At 45.9% G+C, this 17,865-nt stretch carries 18 protein-coding genes and 2 pseudogenes; 10 read left to right on the top strand and 10 right to left on the bottom strand.

What is annotated here, in order from left to right; genetic code table 11:
- The first annotated feature begins 318 nt into the window (after positions 1-318).
- Positions 319-666, top strand: a complete 348-nt coding sequence (locus BXP28_RS12300; protein ID WP_023483958.1) for a hypothetical protein — start codon at positions 319-321, stop codon at positions 664-666.
- A gap of 97 nt (positions 667-763) precedes the next feature.
- Here BXP28_RS12300 and ytvI read toward each other — a convergent pair whose 3' ends face one another.
- Positions 764-1,879, bottom strand: a complete 1,116-nt coding sequence (gene ytvI, locus BXP28_RS12295; RefSeq protein ID WP_036655142.1) for a sporulation integral membrane protein YtvI — start codon at positions 1,877-1,879, stop codon at positions 764-766.
- Positions 1,880-1,892: 13 nt separating this feature from the next.
- A complete protein-coding gene (map, locus tag BXP28_RS12290) occupies positions 1,893-2,645 on the bottom strand; it encodes a type I methionyl aminopeptidase (protein WP_023483956.1) in 753 nt (250 codons plus the stop codon).
- Positions 2,646-2,902: 257 nt separating this feature from the next.
- Here map and BXP28_RS12285 point away from each other — a divergent pair, with 257 nt between their 5' ends.
- From BXP28_RS12285 to BXP28_RS12265, 4 genes are all read left to right on the top strand, one after another.
- Positions 2,903-3,205: a hypothetical protein gene (locus BXP28_RS12285; RefSeq protein WP_023483955.1), complete on the top strand. Its 303-nt coding sequence runs from the start codon at positions 2,903-2,905 to the stop codon at positions 3,203-3,205.
- Complete coding sequence (locus tag BXP28_RS12280; protein ID WP_023483954.1) at positions 3,205-3,429, top strand: YuzB family protein; 225 nt, start codon at positions 3,205-3,207, stop codon at positions 3,427-3,429. Before BXP28_RS12285 ends, BXP28_RS12280 begins: the two co-directional genes overlap by 1 nt.
- 530 nt (positions 3,430-3,959) lie before the next feature.
- The gene (locus BXP28_RS12270; protein ID WP_144029668.1) at positions 3,960-4,484 is read left to right on the top strand and encodes a hypothetical protein; all 525 of its coding nucleotides are present in this window, start codon (positions 3,960-3,962) and stop codon (positions 4,482-4,484) included.
- Positions 4,485-4,493: 9 nt separating this feature from the next.
- The gene (locus BXP28_RS12265; RefSeq protein WP_023483952.1) at positions 4,494-5,033 is read left to right on the top strand and encodes a hypothetical protein; all 540 of its coding nucleotides are present in this window, start codon (positions 4,494-4,496) and stop codon (positions 5,031-5,033) included.
- Positions 5,034-5,142: 109 nt separating this feature from the next.
- On the opposite strand, the gene BXP28_RS12260 is transcribed toward BXP28_RS12265, so the two are convergent.
- On the bottom strand, positions 5,143-6,297 hold the full coding sequence (locus tag BXP28_RS12260; protein WP_036657030.1) for a THUMP domain-containing class I SAM-dependent RNA methyltransferase: 1,155 nt from the start codon (positions 6,295-6,297) through the stop codon (positions 5,143-5,145).
- A 119-nt stretch (positions 6,298-6,416) separates the two neighbouring features.
- Here BXP28_RS12260 and BXP28_RS12255 point away from each other — a divergent pair, with 119 nt between their 5' ends.
- Positions 6,417-7,052: an O-methyltransferase gene (locus tag BXP28_RS12255; RefSeq protein WP_023483950.1), complete on the top strand. Its 636-nt coding sequence runs from the start codon at positions 6,417-6,419 to the stop codon at positions 7,050-7,052.
- A 51-nt stretch (positions 7,053-7,103) separates the two neighbouring features.
- On the opposite strand, the gene BXP28_RS12250 is transcribed toward BXP28_RS12255, so the two are convergent.
- Positions 7,104-8,321 (bottom strand): MFS transporter, encoded by a 1,218-nt coding sequence (locus BXP28_RS12250; RefSeq protein WP_036655138.1) that lies wholly within the window; start codon positions 8,319-8,321, stop codon positions 7,104-7,106.
- Between the two features lie 197 nt (positions 8,322-8,518).
- Between BXP28_RS12250 and BXP28_RS12245 the strand changes: the two genes are divergently transcribed.
- Together BXP28_RS12245 and BXP28_RS12240 are read left to right on the top strand one after the other, a co-directional pair.
- Entirely contained in the window at positions 8,519-9,094 is a 576-nt protein-coding gene (locus BXP28_RS12245; RefSeq protein WP_042118750.1) for a spore coat protein, read from the top strand.
- A 119-nt stretch (positions 9,095-9,213) separates the two neighbouring features.
- Positions 9,214-9,849, top strand: a complete 636-nt coding sequence (locus BXP28_RS12240) for a fumarylacetoacetate hydrolase family protein (RefSeq protein WP_023483947.1) — start codon at positions 9,214-9,216, stop codon at positions 9,847-9,849.
- Positions 9,850-9,932: 83 nt separating this feature from the next.
- Here the strand turns inward: BXP28_RS12240 and BXP28_RS12235 are convergent, their stop codons facing one another.
- On the bottom strand, positions 9,933-10,673 hold the full coding sequence (locus BXP28_RS12235) for a WecB/TagA/CpsF family glycosyltransferase (protein ID WP_024093630.1): 741 nt from the start codon (positions 10,671-10,673) through the stop codon (positions 9,933-9,935).
- A gap of 195 nt (positions 10,674-10,868) precedes the next feature.
- Here BXP28_RS12235 and BXP28_RS12230 point away from each other — a divergent pair, with 195 nt between their 5' ends.
- Complete coding sequence (locus BXP28_RS12230) at positions 10,869-11,723, top strand: DUF92 domain-containing protein (protein ID WP_023483945.1); 855 nt, start codon at positions 10,869-10,871, stop codon at positions 11,721-11,723.
- Between the two features lie 50 nt (positions 11,724-11,773).
- On the opposite strand, the pseudogene BXP28_RS12225 reads toward BXP28_RS12230, so the two are convergent.
- From BXP28_RS12225 to BXP28_RS12205, 5 genes and pseudogenes are all read right to left on the bottom strand, one after another.
- Positions 11,774-12,990 (bottom strand): annotated as a pseudogene (locus BXP28_RS12225) (NCS2 family permease).
- A 176-nt stretch (positions 12,991-13,166) separates the two neighbouring features.
- Positions 13,167-13,526, bottom strand: a complete 360-nt coding sequence (locus BXP28_RS12220; RefSeq protein ID WP_023483944.1) for a LapA family protein — start codon at positions 13,524-13,526, stop codon at positions 13,167-13,169.
- 62 nt (positions 13,527-13,588) lie between these two features.
- Positions 13,589-15,379 carry an oligoendopeptidase F gene (gene pepF / locus BXP28_RS12215; RefSeq protein WP_024093632.1) on the bottom strand — a complete coding sequence of 597 codons (1,791 nt, stop codon included), beginning with the start codon at positions 15,377-15,379 and terminating at the stop codon, positions 13,589-13,591.
- 827 nt (positions 15,380-16,206) lie between these two features.
- Positions 16,207-16,848, bottom strand: a pseudogene (locus BXP28_RS12210) (TerC family protein); the annotation flags it as partial.
- Positions 16,849-17,148: 300 nt separating this feature from the next.
- Positions 17,149-17,382, bottom strand: a complete 234-nt coding sequence (locus BXP28_RS12205) for a hypothetical protein (protein ID WP_036655135.1) — start codon at positions 17,380-17,382, stop codon at positions 17,149-17,151.
- 200 nt (positions 17,383-17,582) lie between these two features.
- Here BXP28_RS12205 and BXP28_RS12200 point away from each other — a divergent pair, with 200 nt between their 5' ends.
- Positions 17,583-17,780, top strand: coding sequence for a cold shock domain-containing protein (locus tag BXP28_RS12200; RefSeq protein WP_024093635.1), 198 nt, complete (start codon positions 17,583-17,585; stop codon positions 17,778-17,780).
- Positions 17,781-17,865 lie beyond the last annotated feature (85 nt).

Below are 17,865 nucleotides of genomic sequence, written 5' to 3'. Positions count from 1 at the left end.
ACCCATCTCTCATCCAGGGAGAGACTGGCCAAACAAATGCTGGCCCAGTTTGAGTTTTTAACGGAAAACAAGGACTTCATCATGATGTTGATGCACGAATCGTCCCTGTATTCAAACGAAACCTTCAGACAATTCGGACTCTGGGTGCAATTCCCAATCCGTTCTATGGTACTACCAAAGAATTGTGGATATTTATGGGGAAGAAATAAAGCCTTATGGGGTAGATATGGCATTTATTCTGAATGCTGTGACCCAGCAGTTTTTCTCGTACAGTATGATTTTTAATCATTCAATGGACTTGAAGAGTTAATTGACTTCTTGCTGGACCATTTGGATGATACGGCGTTTGGTATGATGGAACGGAAGAAGCCGCCGCTGATTGAAGAGAAACTGATCCACGATATTATTCAGGATCAGGATAGTCCTATTCTAGAAGATGTGGAACTTGATTTGGATGCGGAACTTGAAATTTTAAAACAAATTGTGGCTCAGCTGGACCTGCACGCCAAAAAGAAGAATGAGGTGCTTGACTGTATCTGCGTTATGCAGGAAGGGGCAGGCAAGAAGGACGGGAAACTGATAATAAAAGCCATGACCCTGTATTTGAATAGCCTGGAAATTACTGAGTTGAAGGAACGTCTGGAGCTTATTGAGAAACAATTGTAAAACGAATCAATTCTATAACTTGATTCAAACAGATTTGTTTTTTTAAAAGAAAGAGTATCTTTTGTGCATTTGGCAAAGATACTCTTCTTTATTTCATTCAATCTACAGGATAATCTTTCCCGGGAAGACGGATCAGACGGTGGAAGTATCCTTCCTTATACAAAGCTTTGAGTGTAATCAGCAAAACAGGTGAAATGATGAACCCGAATACTCCGAAAACAGACAGGGAAACGATCATAAAAGCGAACATCGTAAAAGGCGAAACCCCCAGGGCTTGTCCGGTGATCTTAGGCTCCATAATCTGACGCACAAGAAGAGTTATGCCAAGAACGATGGAAAGGGCAATGGCCAGCGGATAATTGTTTATGATGAACAGATAAATTATCCAGGGAATGAAGAAGGCCGATATCCCAAGCAGCGGGAGCACATCAATAACACCGGCCATTATAGATAAAGATAAGGCGTTCTCCACCCGTAAAATAATCAGGGAAACAAGTACAATGACAAACGTAATGCTAACCAGAATCAATTGGGATTTGATATAACCGGATACCCCTTTCCCCACATTTTCTTTTAGAAAAGTAAAAGTATTAAGGAGAGATGGGGATATTTTCCTGCGGGCCCCTTTCTTCCAGCTTTCGATTTCAAGGCTGAGGAAAAAGGCCAAAATAATCCCGACTACAAAGTTGACCATAATTCCGGAAAAAGAAGTAAAGAAAGAAAGCAGACCACCCTTAAAGAAATCAAGAATCCCTTTCAGAAAGGCAGTTGTAAATTTTGTTGCGGTCTCCGTTAAGTTGTTGGCAAATTCTTGAAATTTATCGAGGGTATCCGGAGGAAGATTTTGCATCTTTTTTTGTATGTACGTGGTCGTACCTGCGATTTGGTGCTGAATGATATTCGCGTAACCCGGAATTTTTTCAATAAGGGAGGCTACCTGATTCGTTAGAAACAGTCCCAGAACCGTTACAAAAGCCAGGATCAGGATAATGAAAGAAAATGTAGAGATAGTAGTGGCTAATCCCTTGCGAAGACCTTTCCGGTTTAAAAAACGGGCAAAAGGCTCTATCATCAGAAAAATAACAAATGACCAAAACAAAGGGGCAGCGATACTATACAAAAAACCAAGAAGCCGGAGGCCCAGATAAAGAGCCAGGACGACCAGCAAAATATCGATGATCGTCCTATAATACCTTTGAATAAATATGGTCAAGCTGAACACCTCATTATAGTTCTTGATCTGTTAAAATAACGGGGCCGTTTTTTGTTATTGCAATGGTGTGTTCATATTGGGCAGAAAGACTTCCATCCGCTGTTCTCGCTGTCCAGCCGTCGGCATCAATTTTGACATGGTATTTGCCAATATTCAGCATAGGCTCAACGGTGATAACCATTCCTTCCTTAAGACGGGGGCCTCTTCCGGGTGGGCCAAAATGAGGCACTTGCGGTTCTTCATGCATCTCTTGACCGATAGCATGGCCGATAAAATCTCTTACAACCGAAAATCCCTCTGCTTCAGCATAGGTTTGAATGGCATGAGAGATATCCCCGATACGGTTACCGACAACAGCCTGCTCAATTCCCCGGTACATGGATTCTTTGGTTACATCCAGCAATTTCCGTGCTTCGGGGGTAATGGTTCCAACTGCGTAAGACCAGGCGGAATCCGCCAGCCAGTCGTCTTTATTGACTACCATATCAATGGTGACGATATCTCCGTTTTTTAAAGGCTGCTTGTTCGGAAACCCGTGGCATATAACATCGTTGACCGAAGCACAGGTTGCATATTCATAACCTTTGTATCCTTTTTGCTCTGGTGTGGCTCCATGTCTTTTTAAGAAAGATTCGACAAATTCTTCTATGTCCCATGTGCTGATTCCGGGACGGATCATTTTGGCGATTTCACGGTGGCAGGCGGCCAGAATTTTACCGGCGGCATGCATCTTGCCAATTTGTTCACTGGTTTTGATTGTTATCATGAGTAATATTCAACTCCTCTGCCTTTATCATATGTATATTCCATCATTATGACCATTTGATAGCATGTAATTGCAAGCTAAGATAAAAAAGGCGGTATTGCCGTCCGGCAAAACCGGTTTTCCGGTTCAGATGAGGAACAACGTCATACTTTTCATAGTAATGAAGAACAGATAAAATTACAAATATTGATTTCCTTGGTGGCTTTCTTTACAATAGGATATAATAATAATCACCTCATATTTCAGGAGATGTGTCTATGAAAGTCAAAATTACTCGCAATGCGGCAAAAGTATTAAAACAAGAACTTGCTAAAGAAGATAGCCAAGGCCTCATGGTCCGGGTACAGGTTGCTCACCGCCACGGAGACCATGCCCATTACGCCCTTGGATTAGATACACAAGGCAACGGCGATGTGGTTGTCGAAACAGATAAAGACATCAGCGTACTGCTGGACCCGAATGAACCGCTTCTGGATGGAATCATGATTGACTATTTGTATCTGCCTCAGGAAGGGTTTATGATTACGAATCCAAGCAAAGGAAACTTTGGAGATCACTGATGGCCAACGATATTCGCATCTGTGATAAATGCCGTCATATGAAGATGAAGACAGCCGTACCCAAGCTGAAGAAGCTGGCCCCGGGTGCCAACATCAAAATCGGATGCAAATCTTATTGCGGACACTGTACGAAGCGTGCTTTCGTCTTTATTAACGGACGTTACGTGACGGCACCAACCGAGGATGAAGCTATCGAAAAAGCAACCAAATTCATAAAAAAATAAAGGGCTGGCTGATATCTTTAGCCCTTTCATAAAAAACAGTTCGGGTACAAGTCCGGACTGTTTTTTTATCTCAAAAAAATGATACCACTTGGGAAGGGGAGGCTCTTATGCCGTCGAAGATACGCGCTTTTATTCAATCCTAATGCGGGAATGATCGGCCTGATTGTAGGAGCCGGTCCCCTTGCGGGAACGATTGGAGGTTTTTTTGGAGGGGCCTTGTCTGACCGATGGAAATTCACCGCTTCCTTTTATCATAACGGGAATTGTTTTAATTTTCCTGCATCTGCCTTATGGACCGGATTGCACCGGAACATATGCGGGGGGCCTATTTTGGAGCACAATCTTTTAACAGCCTCGGGCTCAGAAAAAATTCTTCCCCGTTAATCAGGCAAGAAGAAGCTAAATTGTAATCCATTGAAACAAAAAATCGTATACTTAGGTTGTAGAGATACCTGATAAGGATGGGAGCCACAAGGTCGGGTTTTAAAGGGAGGCCCTGCTGCAAAAAACAGGGAAAGCGGGAGATGATAGTGAAAGGGAAACTTATGTTTGGTCTGGCCGTTATTTTTTCTATTACGGGAACCGGAACAGTGGCAGCGGAAAGAGTCACAGTACCGATTGAAACCCTGAAGCCTGCTGTTCATCTGGACAAACCGATCTTGAAGCTTACAGGCGGACCTTTGATTCTAAGCGATTCACCGGAGACCTATGAGGAGGAAGGAGCCTTTTACCGGGATCAGGTGAAGGGAGAATTTAGGGTTTTTTGGCATCATCAGTACGGCGGAAGCGGTTCCTCTCATGTAGGCGTTGCAGTGACGAATCAATCCGGTGAGGCAGTTAAGCTTTATGTCAAAGGAGCGGGCAATGCCGTCAATATATACCCGGATGTAGCAGGAGAAGAAGCCATGATTTCCTTCATTAATTCGGAAAAACAGAGGAAGTACCTTAAAACGTTGTCACCCGGTGAAAGCTGCGTATGGGATACGGAAGTTCCGTCCACTTATACAAACAGCGGAATCGCTCAGTACCAGGCCTATACGAAAGCGGGGCATTAGCCTGCAAAAGTGACAGTAACCACGTTCAATTATAAACAAAACCGGCCTGTTAAGCCGGAAGTCCTGCCTATTCTCGCGGGAGACTCCCATGAGCGGGGTACATTTCCCCATTTTGACCGGGTTGGAACTATTTCTTATCCTTTCTCCCTGGGCAATGCCTATATTTCAATCTCCTCCTCCCCTTCCGGACAGTGGAATGATAGCCTGCCGGGAGAATACGAAGAAGGGATTGATGCTACAACGGGACAGAAAGTTATTAACAATGGGAATTACGGTGTCTTCTACCGTTTCCGGCTCGCGATGGTGAATGATCTAAGGCAGTTCAGACAGGTCACAGTTTATGACAATCTTGCCGGAGGATTCGGCCATTTTGTGATCAAGTGGAAGAATCAGCTCCTTCGTTCCGGTTTTCTCTCATATAAAGATGCCTGGCTGTTAGACCGCTTTTCCGTGGGATCGGGAGGCAGAACCATCAAAACAGACTTGAGCCTGCCGGGAGGAGCATTCGGACCGTCTGTCCTTTATTTCACCAATGAACCGAAAAAATAATATCCCATTAAGAAAAAAGCCCCCTTCTTCATAAAAAGGAAGGGGGCTTGCCAGTAACCCGACATTGGGCACTGTAAGGAGTAGGCACGGTAAGAGGCAATCTCGGCCCCTATGGCTTAGGTGCAGACTTCGGGCGGGGAGGCAGGGGGCCGAACAGCTGTGTAAGCTGGCACTCGATCCGGCCGTTATACAACTTGCGTTTTTTATCTGCTTTACGGCCGAGATAATGCTCCATTTGCTTGCTGGGCGAGAGCACGAAAGTGCTCCAGGTCGGCAGCTGTGCCACGAGCAGGCCGAGCGAACGCAGCGCCCGCTCGACCTCTTTCTGATCACCAAGCCGCTCGCCGTACGGCGGATTGGTGATCAGGCACCCATAGTCGCCCCTCGGCTTTGCCCGGGCGACCGGCTCCGCGCGAAAGCGCAGCTCTTTCGCGAGCCCCGCCGCCTTGGCGGCGGCTTCTGCGACCTCGATCGCTTTCGGATCGAGGTCGGAACCGACGATGTCCAGGGGGACATCGTCACAAAGCGCGTCGTAGGCTTCCTCGCGGGCCCGGTCCCATAGCTTGGCCGGGACCGCTTCCCATGCCTCCGACGTGAAAGAGCGCCGCAGCCCGGGCGCGATGTTCCACCCGATCATGGCCGCCTCGATCGGGATAGTGCCTGACCCGCAGAACGGGTCATAAAGCGGCCGCTCCGCCCGCCAGCGGCTAAGCAGCACCATAGCGGCCGCCATGGTTTCCTTCAGCGGTGCCTCGGTTACCAGCTTGCGGTAACCGCGCTTATGAAGTCCTGCCCCTGTGGTATCCAGGGTCAGGGTGGCCACATCTTTCAGCAGAGATACTTCGATCACGTATCTCGCTCCGGTTTCGGGGAACCATTCCGTCCGATACTGCTGCTTCATTTTCTCTACGATGGCCTTTTTGACAATGCCCTGGCAGGCCGGCACGCTTGATAGCTGGGATTTTTGGGAGCGGCCCTCTACAGGAAACTCTCCGTTCTCCGGAATCCACGAAGGCCAGGGAAGAGCTTTGGTACCCTCAAACAGTTCTTCGAAGGTACGCGCCTCAAACTCCCCCATTTTGATGAGTATCCGATCCGCTGTACGCAGCCATAGATTGGCTCTGCAAATAGCAAGCTCATTCCCTATAAAAGAAACACGGCCGTTTTCAACCGTTACTTCTTCATACCCGAGTTCGCGGACTTCCCTTGCTACAACAGCTTCAAGCCCCATGGGGGAAGTCGCAATCAATTCAATACGAGACATGATGTTCAGGTTCCTTTCTCGCCCTTTTGTCTTTTCATTTTTCTCATTCATTTCCCAGAAGGACACATTATATTTATAATATCCGTAGAGAAGAAAGTCAAAATAAGGAGGAAGTTATCATGGGAGAGCTCACAGCTGAACAGTATGTGGAAGATTTATACGATAAAGACGAACAGCTTGAACGGGTGAAGGAAGGAATCAGGGCACATAACATGCCGGAAATATCGATTGCCGAAGGGTATGGGCGCCTGCTTACCATGCTCGTTCATATGGTCAAAGCGGAACGAATTCTGGAGATCGGGGCGCTTGGAGGATACAGCGGGATCTGTCTGGCGAGAGGACTTAACGAAGGGGGAAAGCTTTATTCTCTGGAAATCAGGGAGGAATTTGCGGAAGTTGCCAGGCATCATGTGAATGAAGCCGGACTTGGCGATAAGGTAGAATACCGAATCGGAGAAGCGCTGGATAGTCTGGCGCAGTTTCAAAAAGAAAAAGTGAAATTTGATTTCTTTTTTATTGATGCGGATAAGGTAAACTACCCGAACTATTTGGAAAAGGCTATTGAACTGGCCAATCCCGGGGCCGTTATTATCGGGGATAACATTCTGATGAGAGGACGCTGCCTGGATTCCTCCATAACGAAAAAATCCGTGGAAGCTATGCGTTCCTTTAACCGTCTGATAGCCTCTCATCCAAGATTAGAGAGCACCATTTTGCCGGCCTATGACGGACTGGCTATTGCTAGAATTTTGTAAGGCCCCTTATCGTTAGGCGTTTCCCGGCAGTCAAAAAAGTCATGGATATCCTTATCCATGACTTTTTCGGGTTTGCTGCTTGAAGGGCTGATTCAGGGAAAAGCGGGCCCAAAAGCCGTTGATGCCAAGCAGGACGGCGGTAAGGATAAAAAGGCTCCGGATGCTTAATAATCCTGATAGGGCCCCTCCTATGACAGGTCCCATCATATTGCCAAGAGCCATTGCACTCGTATTGAAGCTATATACACGGCTCTCCATTCCGACCGGAGCGTAGGTCCTGATGAGGAGATTGACAGTAGGGAGCAGACCCCCGAGGAAAATGCCCAGAAGGAATCTGGCGATGAGCAGCTGCCATACATTGAGAACAAATGCCTGAGGGATAAAGAACAGGGCGGCTCCAAATAAACAGAATACTAATATTTTTCCCGACCCTATGCGGTCTGACAGCTTGCCTAAAAAAGGGGACGCGATCATATTGGAGAATCCTGTGATAGAACCGACAAGTCCGGCATAAAAAGCAAGCATCTCCCCGCTGCCGTGAAGTTCTTCCACAAAAAGCGCCATAAGCGGCATGGTGCATTGAATAGCAAATTGGATCATGAATGTGACGGAATAAAGAACCGGCAGCTGCTTAATGTGCCGGATATCGCTAAATCCCTGAATGACTGAAACCTTGGGCTGCTTGGCTGCTTCGGAAGCGTTAAACTTCTCTTTGACCATGGTCATCGTCAGCATTGTGGCCAAAAACAGCAGGGCGCCTGTTACATAGAAAATATACCGGTATCCGATGGCCTCAGCGAGAAGTCCTCCGATAAACGGGCCCAGAATACTTCCGGCTACAGCCCCCGATTGCAGCGTGCCCATGGCAAGGCCTATTTTTTCCTTTGGTGTATTCGTGGAAACCAGGGCGACCGCCGCAGGAGAATAACCGGAAATGGTTCCGTTCAATAGACGCAGCACGAGCAGCTGCCAGGCTGAGGCGGCAAATCCCATTAGAACCATCACAATCGCCATGCCGAAGCCGGAACGCAAAAGCATTATTTTTCTTCCGTACCTGTCGGCGAGCCCTCCCCAAAATGGCTGAAATAAAAAAGAAGTGACAAAGTTACCGGCAAAAATAATTCCTGCCCACGTCGCCACTTGATGGGAATCCGTCATTCCTAATTCTTCCAGATACAAAGGAAGGAATGGCATGATCATCGTCATTCCTGCCATAACCAGGAACTGTCCGAGCCAGAGCACGGTTAAGTTGACTTTCCAGTTGACCATATAATCCCTTCTTTCTGGCTGCACATATTTCAAAACTCCGGTCATCTCAATCTTTTTAGTATAACACAACTTTAAAAGGAATAGTTGGGAAGCGGATTATTAATAGTAAGTGGATGCATGCTTGTTGTATAAAATGGAAAAGAATGGGCAGGGTAAAGGGAAAGTACTTAAATTTGTCCGTGAAGGAGTGCAAAGCTATGCCTTTTGGAGCCCATGAAACAATGGAAGTTCATGAAGTGCTGAATGACAAAATAAACATGATTACCCACTTTAAACTGTACCTCCAGCATTGTCAGAATGCGGTAATCCGTTCCATGCTGGAGCAGCATTTGAATGCCGGGATCCAGCATTACAACCAGCTTGTCGGATATACTCATGATTACAGCGCTGCGGGTATCATTCCCGAAACTTCCCGCCCGGAGGTTCAAGTAGAAGAAATCCAATATGGCCTTCGCCATCCTGGCCCGGCTGCTCCACAGCTGCAAGGGATACTTCAGGATAATCAGATTGTTTCCGCCATGCTTTCCTGCCACAAACATGCAGCAGTAAATCAAATGCATGCGGCTTTGGAATGTGCGGACCCCAATGTACGTCAAATGTTAATCAACGGAGCCAATACAGCTGCCCACCATGCTTATGAGGTATTTCTATTTATGAATCAGCAGGGGCAATATCAGGTTCCTACCATGCAGGATCATACGGCCAAAACATTTCTGCATACCTTCCAGCCCGTTCAAACATCCATGTACCCGGGCCCATATACCAGACAATGAAATAGCTGTTTTCAAAGGATGCCTGCGGGCATCTCTTTTTTATGGGGAAAAACAGGCAAAGGTTCGTGTATAATCAAGAAATAAAAGTTTAGACAAAACGGCAAAGAGGAGAAATTGAAATGAAACCGGTAATCAGAAACATTTATTGTGTAGGTCGCAATTATCAACTGCATGCTGAGGAACTTGGAAACGCTGTACCTGAAAAACCGATGATCTTTACAAAACCTTCCCATGCTGTTGCATGGATGGACGGAGATACCCATATGCTCCCGGGAGGCAAGGGGGAGATTCATTATGAAGCTGAGCTTGTGATCCGGATCGGTTCCGGATATGAGCCGGGGAAAAAAGCGGAGGACCTGATCGAATCCGTCGCTTTGGGGATCGATTATACACTTAGAGAAGTCCAAAATAAACTGAAAGAAAAAGGACATCCCTGGCTGGAGGCAAAAGGATTTCTCGGATCGGCAGGACTCACGGATTTTCATGTATTTGAAGGTATACATAAGCTGACGGATGAGACGTTTTCTCTTCAAATAAATGAGAAGACCGTACAGAAGGGAAACGTGGCCGATATGATTTTTGGCCTGGATGCGATTGTCTCTTATATAGGTACCCATTTCGGGTTAAATGAAGGGGATATCATCTATACCGGAACCCCGGCAGGAATCGGGACTGTAAGGCATGGGGACGAACTGGCCCTATTGTGGGGAGAACAGTTATGGGGAACCTGCACTTTACATTTACGGAAATCCTAATATTTCTGGAAAGAAAGGAACCGCTCTCGGAAGAACGGCTCCTTTTTATATTTGCACCATTTTTCGGGGAAGCGGGCTGTCTCTCAAGCCCTGCTCTTCTTTCTTTCTTTAAGACAGGTGAGTACGAAAAGAGGCAGGACAAGCTGTCTTCTCCAACGGGAAGGCTGGGAAAGCAAACGGTACATCCACTCCAGATTCAGTTTCTGCCAAATGGCCGGTGCCCGCTTTACCTTACCGGCAATGACGTCCAGGCTGCCACCGACACCCATGGCGAGTTGTACGGGAAGTTTACTCTTATGGGTATAAATCCATCTCTCCGCACGCGGAGCACCCAGAGCAATAATCAAGAAGGTTGGTCTGGCCTCAGCAATTTCCTCTAAAATTCGAGATTCATCCTCCGGTTTAAAAAAGCCGTGTTGCCGTCCGGCAATAATAACGCCCGGGTATTGCTGTTGAATGGTTTCAACGGCTTTCCTGTTTGTTTCCTCGTCCGCTCCCAGAAAATAAAAGGACCAGTTTTCCAGGTTTCCAAGTTCCAGCAGGCGGAGCAGTAAATCGTAACCGGTAACGCGTTCAGGGATGTTTTCCCCAAACCATTTAGCAGCCTTAACGACACCGATGCCATCAGCTGTAATCATATCCGCTTCTTCCAGGATCGTTTTGAGTCCGGCGTCTTTCCGTGCAGCCATTACGATTTCCGGATTGGCCGTAATCAGATGGAAAAGCCGGGATTCACCGCCATTCAGTCTGGCATGCAAGGCATTTACGGTCTCGTCCATACTCAGATTACTGAAAGGGATGTCAAGTATACGGACTTTATTCATAGGGTCTGTTCACCTTTTCATTCATTAATACTAATTGCTATTGTAGCATATTTGATGCGGGCATATCTTGTCAAAATCCGATTTCCTGTTTATGCTTGTTTTAGTTTGGCCCTCCTGCCCTTTAGTTTAGGACCAAAAAGGGATATTCGCATAGATAGTTTGGTATACATAAAGAAAAGAAAGGGGTTGTCATCTATGGACTGGTTGATTGGACTTGCAGGAAGCATGCTGATTGCCGGTTTGGCTTATTGGCGCAAGGCCCTCACATTATCTGGAAGCTTTGCTGCTGTATTTATTGGTATCTTGCTTTACGGGTTTGGCTCACTTGCTTGGTTCGGTACATTAATTGTTTTTTTCGTCTCATCATCTTTACTTTCCGTTATCAAAGAAGATAGGAAGTCCGAAGCGGAGACTGCTTATGAAAAATCCGGAACCAGGGATGCCGGGCAGGTACTCGCAAACGGCGGGCTTGCCGCGCTTCTTTGTTTAGGAAATGCTTTCTGGCCTCACCCGTTTTGGTGGGCGGCTTTTGTCGGAGTAATGGCGGCAGTCACGGCCGATACCTGGGCTACGGAAATCGGAGGGCTCAGCCGCAAAAACCCCCGAACTATCCTGGGTGGGGAAGAGGTAACACCGGGAACATCCGGAGGCGTAACTCTGCTTGGCTTTTTGGCCTCCATGCTTGGAGGTCTGTTTATCGGGATGACGGCCTGGGTACTTACAGGATGGGGAAAGGAACCTTTTACGGTTCCCCAAACGGCCGGTGAATTTATTTTTGCAGCCGGTTTTCATTCCAAACAGATCTATACCCTGCTGCTGATTGGTTTATGGGGCGGTCTGATCGGTTCTGTCGTAGATTCCGTGATAGGGGCGAAATGGCAGATGATGTATAAATGCCAGGTCTGTCTGAGGCTGGTGGAACGAAGGGAGCACTGTAATCTTCCTACCAAACCGGTACGTAAATGGGTCTGGCTGAATAATGATGCGGTAAATATCATCAGCTCGGTTGCAGCCGGAGGAACAGCGATCCTTATTCTTTGCCTGCTGTAAGCGAAAAAAAACTCTTTCCCTGACGGGGGGAAAGAGTTTTTACGGGTGTCCTAATGCGGGAGGAAAATAAGCTGATACAGGAACATCAGCGCAATAATACATATGAGCGGATGTATTTCTTTCACTTTTCCGCGCGCCAGTTTGAGAATCGGATATGTGATGAAACCCATGGCAATACCCGTGGCAATACTTCCTGTTACCGGCATGGTTAAAATAACGAAGAAAGCAGGGAACGATTCATCAAACGGTTCCCACTTAATGTGGCGCACATGCGTCAGCATCAGTGATCCCACGATAATCAAGGCAGGAGCAGTAATAGCCGAGACACCGGAAACGGAAGAAATAAGCGGACTAAAGAAAGCGGAGACAGCAAATAAGACAGCGACTACAACGGAAGTAAGCCCTGTTCGCCCCCCTGCCGCTACGCCGGAAGCCGATTCCAGAAATGCGGCCGACGGACTGGTACCAAACATCGCACCCACCATAGTAGCCACTGAATCTCCCAGCAGTACACGCCTCGCACGGGCAAGCTTACCTTCCTTCATTAACCCGGCTTGTTCACTGACAGCCACGACAGTTCCGGTAGTATCGAAAATCGTAACGGCAGAAAGGAGAAGACCACTGCATACAAACCATATTGAATTACATCTCCGATGGCATGAAAAGGGTTGGAAATAATAAGCCCTTCAGGCAGGGAGGGAACGGCAACGAAGCCGTTCGTGAATTGGAGCTGCCCTGTGAATAGAGCAACGGTGCCGGTGATCAGCATACCCAAAAATAAGGAGCCCCGGATATTGAGCGTAAACAGGATCAGGGTGACCGTAAGTCCGATCAGAGAGAGCACTACACCTGGGGAGTTCAATTTTACAAGTGTGACCAGATTCGTCGGATGGGCTGCCACAATCCCGGACATCTTGAGTCCAAGAAAAGCGATGAATAAACCGATTCCCGCCGATATGGCATGTTTTAGATTGGGCGGAATTATATCGATCAGCTTGCTGCGTAATGGGGTCAAGGACAAGATTACAAAAATAATCCCTGCCACAAAAACGGCTGAAAAGGCAATCTGATAACTCATGCCCTCATTAGCCTGTACGACGGAGAATGCAAAATAAGCATTTAATCCCATCCCGGGTGCTACGGCTATCGGATAATTAGCCAATAAACCCATAAGGAGAGTTCCCGTCAAAGTGGCAATAATCGTGGCAGAGAAGCTCTGGTCAAAAGAAATTCCCGCTTCTGAAAGAATGAGCGGATTGACCACCATGACATAAGCCATCGTCAGAAAAGTTGTCAATCCGGCTATCATTTCCGTACGGACTGAGGTGTTGTTTTGTTTTAAGTGAAACATAATGGTCCTGTACCTCCATAAAACCGAATATTAAAAGAACGAGTATATATAATATTCGGTTTTTTGCGAATGGTCAAGGGGTAGCTTCCCTTTTACTCCAGGAATGAATCGTTTTTATTGCTTCCGGGAAGAGGGTCGGAGGCTATTTCCTTGGAACGTGACGATATATTTTGTTTCGTATGGTGCTCATTTTTATCTTTACCCGGATAAGATCCTGGAAGCTGTTGTTCCAAGATCCGTATTTTCTTTTGAAGCTTGTACTGGCGGTAAATCCCATAGGAGCCGACCATCAATCCCCCCAGAACTGTAGAAAACACAATGACCAGAATCAGAGGGGCCGTTGTCTTCGTAAACAGAAAATTCACTTGCACCGGGTCCATATTGATGACGGCAAAAATGGCGGTGATGACAAAAAAGACCAATGCCCCTGCCAGTGTCCACTGTACTTTCATTTTCAAACCTCCTTCTTGGTAAAGAAGGCGGTGACCAGGTCAAAAGCCTTCTCCCAAGGGCCTTATTTCGTTAACTGCTCCATTTGTTCCACGACCGATTTAAATACGTCCATAGATTGTTTGATAGGTTCAGGTGATGACATATCCACACCGGCCTTTTTCAGAATGTTAATGGAGAAGTCGCTGCCGCCGCTCTTCAAGAATCCTAAATAACGTTCAACCGCAGGTTCCCCTTTTTCAAGAATCTGGCTGGCAAAGCTGGTCGCCGCAGAGAATCCGGTAGCATATTTATAAACATAGAAGCTGTTGTAGAAATGGGGGATTCTGGCCCATTCCATTTCAATATCCTGATCCACTACCATATCATTACCATGATAAAGTTTGTTTAAATCATAGTACACTTTACTGAATTCCTGCGGCGTCAAGGATTCGCCTTTTTCCGCCTTCTCATGAACAATCTTTTCAAATTCAGCAAACATGGTTTGACGGAAGACCGTGGTACGGAACTGGTCAGCATAGTAAGTCAGCAAATAAAGCTTTTCTTTTGGATCAGTCGTATGCTTCAGCATATAGTCCATCAGCAGGGCTTCATTCAAAGTGGAAGCTACTTCCGCCAAGAAAATGGTGTATTGGGCATTGCGGTATTCCTGATTAGCATCAGACAGATACGAATGCATTGCATGGCCCATTTCGTGAGCCAGCGTAAACATGCTGTTCAGGTTATCCTTATGATTCAGCAGAACGTAAGGATGAGTTCCATATGCACCCCAGCTGTAAGCACCGCTGCGTTTGTTTTTGTTTTCATGGACATCAATCCAGCGATTTTCAAAGCCCTCTTTTAAAATATCAATGTATTTTCCCCCAAGAGGCCGGAGAGCTTCGATGATTTTTTCCTGGGCCTGTTTATAGGTAATGTCCATTTTAAACTCTTCCACAAGCGGAGCAAACAGGTCATACATATGGAGCTCATCGACCTTAAGCAGTTTTTTGCGCAGTTTAAAATAACGGTGAAGAACCGGTAAAGAGTCATGAATGGTGCTGATCAGATTTGTATAAACAGAAGGATCAATGTTATCAGCATGCAGGGACATTTCAAGTACAGACGGGTACTTGCGTGCTCTTGCATAAAATATATTTTTGTTCACGTTGGCGCTTAAAGTTGCTGCTATGGTGTTTCTTTGATTTCTATATGTCTCGTAGACGGCTTGGAATGCCCGCTTCCGGACCTCGCGGTCAGGATTTTCAAGAAATTGGATATAGGAACCGTGGGTCAGTTGGACTTCCTCGCCCTTTTCATTTTTAATTTTAGGGAACTGTATATCCGCATTGTTAATCATGCCGAAGATATTACTGGCTGATCCTGCCATATTTCCCGTCATGGCGAGAAGCGTTTCCTCAGACTTGGATAATACATGGGGTTTTTCCCGCAATAGTTCCTCAAGGGTACGTTTATACAGGCTAAGATCGGGATGGCTGATAAAAGACCTCAGCTGGTCCTCGCTTAAACTTAAGATTTCCGGCGAAATGAATGAAAGGGCTTGGTTTACTTCCACACTCAATTTTCTTGCCTTTTCGCTAAGGGCTTGATATGTAGGATCTGCGGCATCTTCGTCATGCTTCATTTTGGCATAAACATAAAGACGCTCGGTATGAAGGGAAATCTTGTCTTCCAATTCAAAACATTGTTTGATTGCGTTATCGTTGTTTAGTTTTCCGTGAAAATCGTCTACTTTTTTAAGAAGCTGTTTCACTTCATTGAATTCCTTATCCCACGCTTTCTGGTCAGCGAATAAATCCTCCAGCTTCCATTTTTCCTGTTCAGGCACATCTTTACGGGCGGGTATTTGACTCATGGTAGACCTCCTATCAGAATTTGATGGTTTTGCCGATAAAGGCGTAACGCTTTCAAGAAGAAACGCTGACACCAGTATAGCTGTAAGAACCAGGGGACTCAAACGCACAGAGGGTCACACTCCGATCTCGCGTAGTTACACACATTGTATCTTAGTATGACCGATCCTTCGTCTTATTATAAAAAAATGCGGAACTTAAGTAAACGGAAGCAGGAAAAGTAAAGAAAAACCTTTAAGCCGGACTAAAACCGAAAAAGCTATAGATAATCAATCCAAACGAGAGAAGGACCATAATAAGAGCGAAAATGGCAAGATAAGGCCTAATGGACGGGGGAAGGGAATTTTTGCTTAATATAAGCACCAGTGCCAGGCAAAACGAAACGATAATAAATGTTAACAATGTAGACAAAAATCGTACACCTCAATTACGCATATATTGCTGCATATTGGACCCAATCCTCCTGTTTGGGCGGAATATGCAAAATGCTTTGGTTTTATTTGTTATGTGTATTATAGCACGTTTTCTCAGTCAGCCTGTTACAGACAACAGGTTAAAAATAAAAATGGCTGTCCGTAATTGGGACAGCCTGGATGTTTGCTTGTATAAAGTTCACTGTCTAAGCATGCTGGGCTACATGATGTGGCGATGAGAGCTTGTCAGGATCATCAGTGTCTTCAATTTTTACCAGGACAAACCTGCCTTCACCATCCATTCTTACCGTGAATTGATCTTCGGGAAGAATATCGGCTTCAAGACCGATATGTTTCGGAAGAACGATCTGTCCCAAAGCATTTACCTTTACGGAATGCCCGACTGTACGTGATAATTTACCGACAACTAGCACTAAGACTACAATAACGCCAATCAGTGTCCATTTCATTTCCGGATTTGCCGCGAAGAAATCATGGAACAGTTTTTCCTCAGCAATCATTTTACCCGCGGTATAAGCAAGTACGGCAGATCCGGCATAAATTACGATAGGGAACCGTTCCACTACACGGATAAACAGAGTGCTGCCCCATACAATTATAGGAACGCTCACCAGCAATCCGATAATAACAAGTCCGGTATGACCGTGAGAAGCCCCGGCTATCGCAATGACATTGTCCATTCCCATAGCGGCATCGGCTATGATAATGGTCCGGATAGCTGCGACCATGTTATTTTTCGCTTCGATTTCATGTCCTTTTTTCTCAGCAAGCAGTTTGTAAGCGATCCAAACGAGCAGCAGGCCGCCAATCAGAAGGAGTCCGGGGATTTTAAGAATTTGTACGACAAGCACAGTTGCCACAATACGGATGGCTATAGCCCCCAACGTACCAAACAAAATGGCCTTTTTCTGCAAATCCTTCTTGACATTACGGGCCGCAAGCCCAATGACGATAGCATTATCGCCGGCAAGAACTAGGTCGATCAAAATGATGCTGAACAAGGTGGTCAAAGTTTCTGCTGAGAACCAAAATTCCATCAAGTACACTCCTTTGTTTTATGTTCTGCAACTGTCGGCCTATTATTCTGTTTACATATAAAAAGCCCTTACCGAAAAGCATCGGCAAAGGCTCTTGCATTCACAAAATAATACAGACCTCTACCAGTTGGTGGCAAAGGTCTTGCTAACAACTCACGTTGCCAATAAAGCCGGGGCTATTCACCCGAACTGACGACTTTATTGTAACAGCTACTCCCCTTTGTGAAAAACATATATCCAGTTTTGTACTATATATTATATGTGGGGCTTATGGCTTCGTCAAGAACAAAAAAAATCCGCTCAAATGTCACGAAACGAAGCAAGGATTTCCTGCCTTTCTTCTTCGGTTCCTTCAAACCTGTCCGGTGAAAACCGGCGGTTTGCCCATTCCATCATCTCAGGGCGGGTCAGGAAAGTATGACACTCTTCTCCCCATTGGTCGGAGATTTCGCGGAGCACAATTTGTTTGCCGTGGACTTCCACATTCATCATGTTCCATTTGTCTTTCTTATAAATCTGATATTTCTTAATCACGGCGGACATCCCCCTTTTTCTTCGTTTTACGGCTCATCATACAGGAACACTCTCCCGAAAGCAAGACAGGCGGAATATAAAAATATTATTAGTAAAAATCTTTAGACTTTTCTTAATAAAAACTAGTTGATTTAGCGAGGAGGTGATGCTATACTAACCTTATTCGCCACAGATGGCGATACAGTTAGGAGGTTGTACACTTGAAAGGTACAGTTAAATGGTTTAACGCAGAAAAAGGTTATGGTTTTATCCAAGTTGATGGTGGAGAAGACGTATTCGTTCATTTTTCCGCAATCCAAGGAGACGGATTTAAAACATTGGATGAAGGTCAAGCTGTTGAATTCGAAATCACTGAAGGCAATCGTGGCCCTCAAGCAGCTAACGTCATTAAATTATAAGATTAAAAGAAGTTCTTTTCTTATAAATAGTGTCCTAGCTAAACAGGCGGTTTTCCTCTAAGGAAAACCGTCTTTTTGGTATACG

The sequence above is a fragment of the Paenibacillus larvae subsp. larvae genome (assembly GCF_002003265.1).
Lineage (GTDB): Bacteria > Bacillota > Bacilli > Paenibacillales > NBRC-103111 > Paenibacillus_H > Paenibacillus_H larvae.
The sequence above is the reverse complement of the archived record's forward strand: the minus strand, read 5'-3'. Positions and strand labels throughout refer to the sequence as shown.

What these genes read in the sequence shown, in the direction of transcription:
- BXP28_RS12250 (WP_036655138.1), bottom strand. Translation starts at nt 8,321, where the DNA reads ATGGTCAACTGGAAAGTCAACTTAACCGTGCTCTGGCTCGGACAGTTC.
- map (WP_023483956.1), bottom strand. Translation starts at nt 2,645, where the DNA reads ATGATAACAATCAAAACCAGTGAACAAATTGGCAAGATGCATGCCGCC.
- BXP28_RS12260 (WP_036657030.1), bottom strand. Translation starts at nt 6,297, where the DNA reads ATGTCTCGTATTGAATTGATTGCGACTTCCCCCATGGGGCTTGAAGCT.
- BXP28_RS12220 (WP_023483944.1), bottom strand. Translation starts at nt 13,526, where the DNA reads ATGAAAGTACAGTGGACACTGGCAGGGGCATTGGTCTTTTTTGTCATC.
- BXP28_RS12235 (WP_024093630.1), bottom strand. Translation starts at nt 10,673, where the DNA reads ATGAATAAAGTCCGTATACTTGACATCCCTTTCAGTAATCTGAGTATG.
- pepF (WP_024093632.1), bottom strand. Translation starts at nt 15,379, where the DNA reads ATGAGTCAAATACCCGCCCGTAAAGATGTGCCTGAACAGGAAAAATGG.
- BXP28_RS12285 (WP_023483955.1), top strand. Translation starts at nt 2,903, where the DNA reads ATGAAAGTCAAAATTACTCGCAATGCGGCAAAAGTATTAAAACAAGAA.
- BXP28_RS12280 (WP_023483954.1), top strand. Translation starts at nt 3,205, where the DNA reads ATGGCCAACGATATTCGCATCTGTGATAAATGCCGTCATATGAAGATG.
- BXP28_RS12245 (WP_042118750.1), top strand. Translation starts at nt 8,519, where the DNA reads ATGCCTTTTGGAGCCCATGAAACAATGGAAGTTCATGAAGTGCTGAAT.
- BXP28_RS12230 (WP_023483945.1), top strand. Translation starts at nt 10,869, where the DNA reads ATGGACTGGTTGATTGGACTTGCAGGAAGCATGCTGATTGCCGGTTTG.
- BXP28_RS12240 (WP_023483947.1), top strand. Translation starts at nt 9,214, where the DNA reads ATGAAACCGGTAATCAGAAACATTTATTGTGTAGGTCGCAATTATCAA.
- BXP28_RS12255 (WP_023483950.1), top strand. Translation starts at nt 6,417, where the DNA reads ATGGGAGAGCTCACAGCTGAACAGTATGTGGAAGATTTATACGATAAA.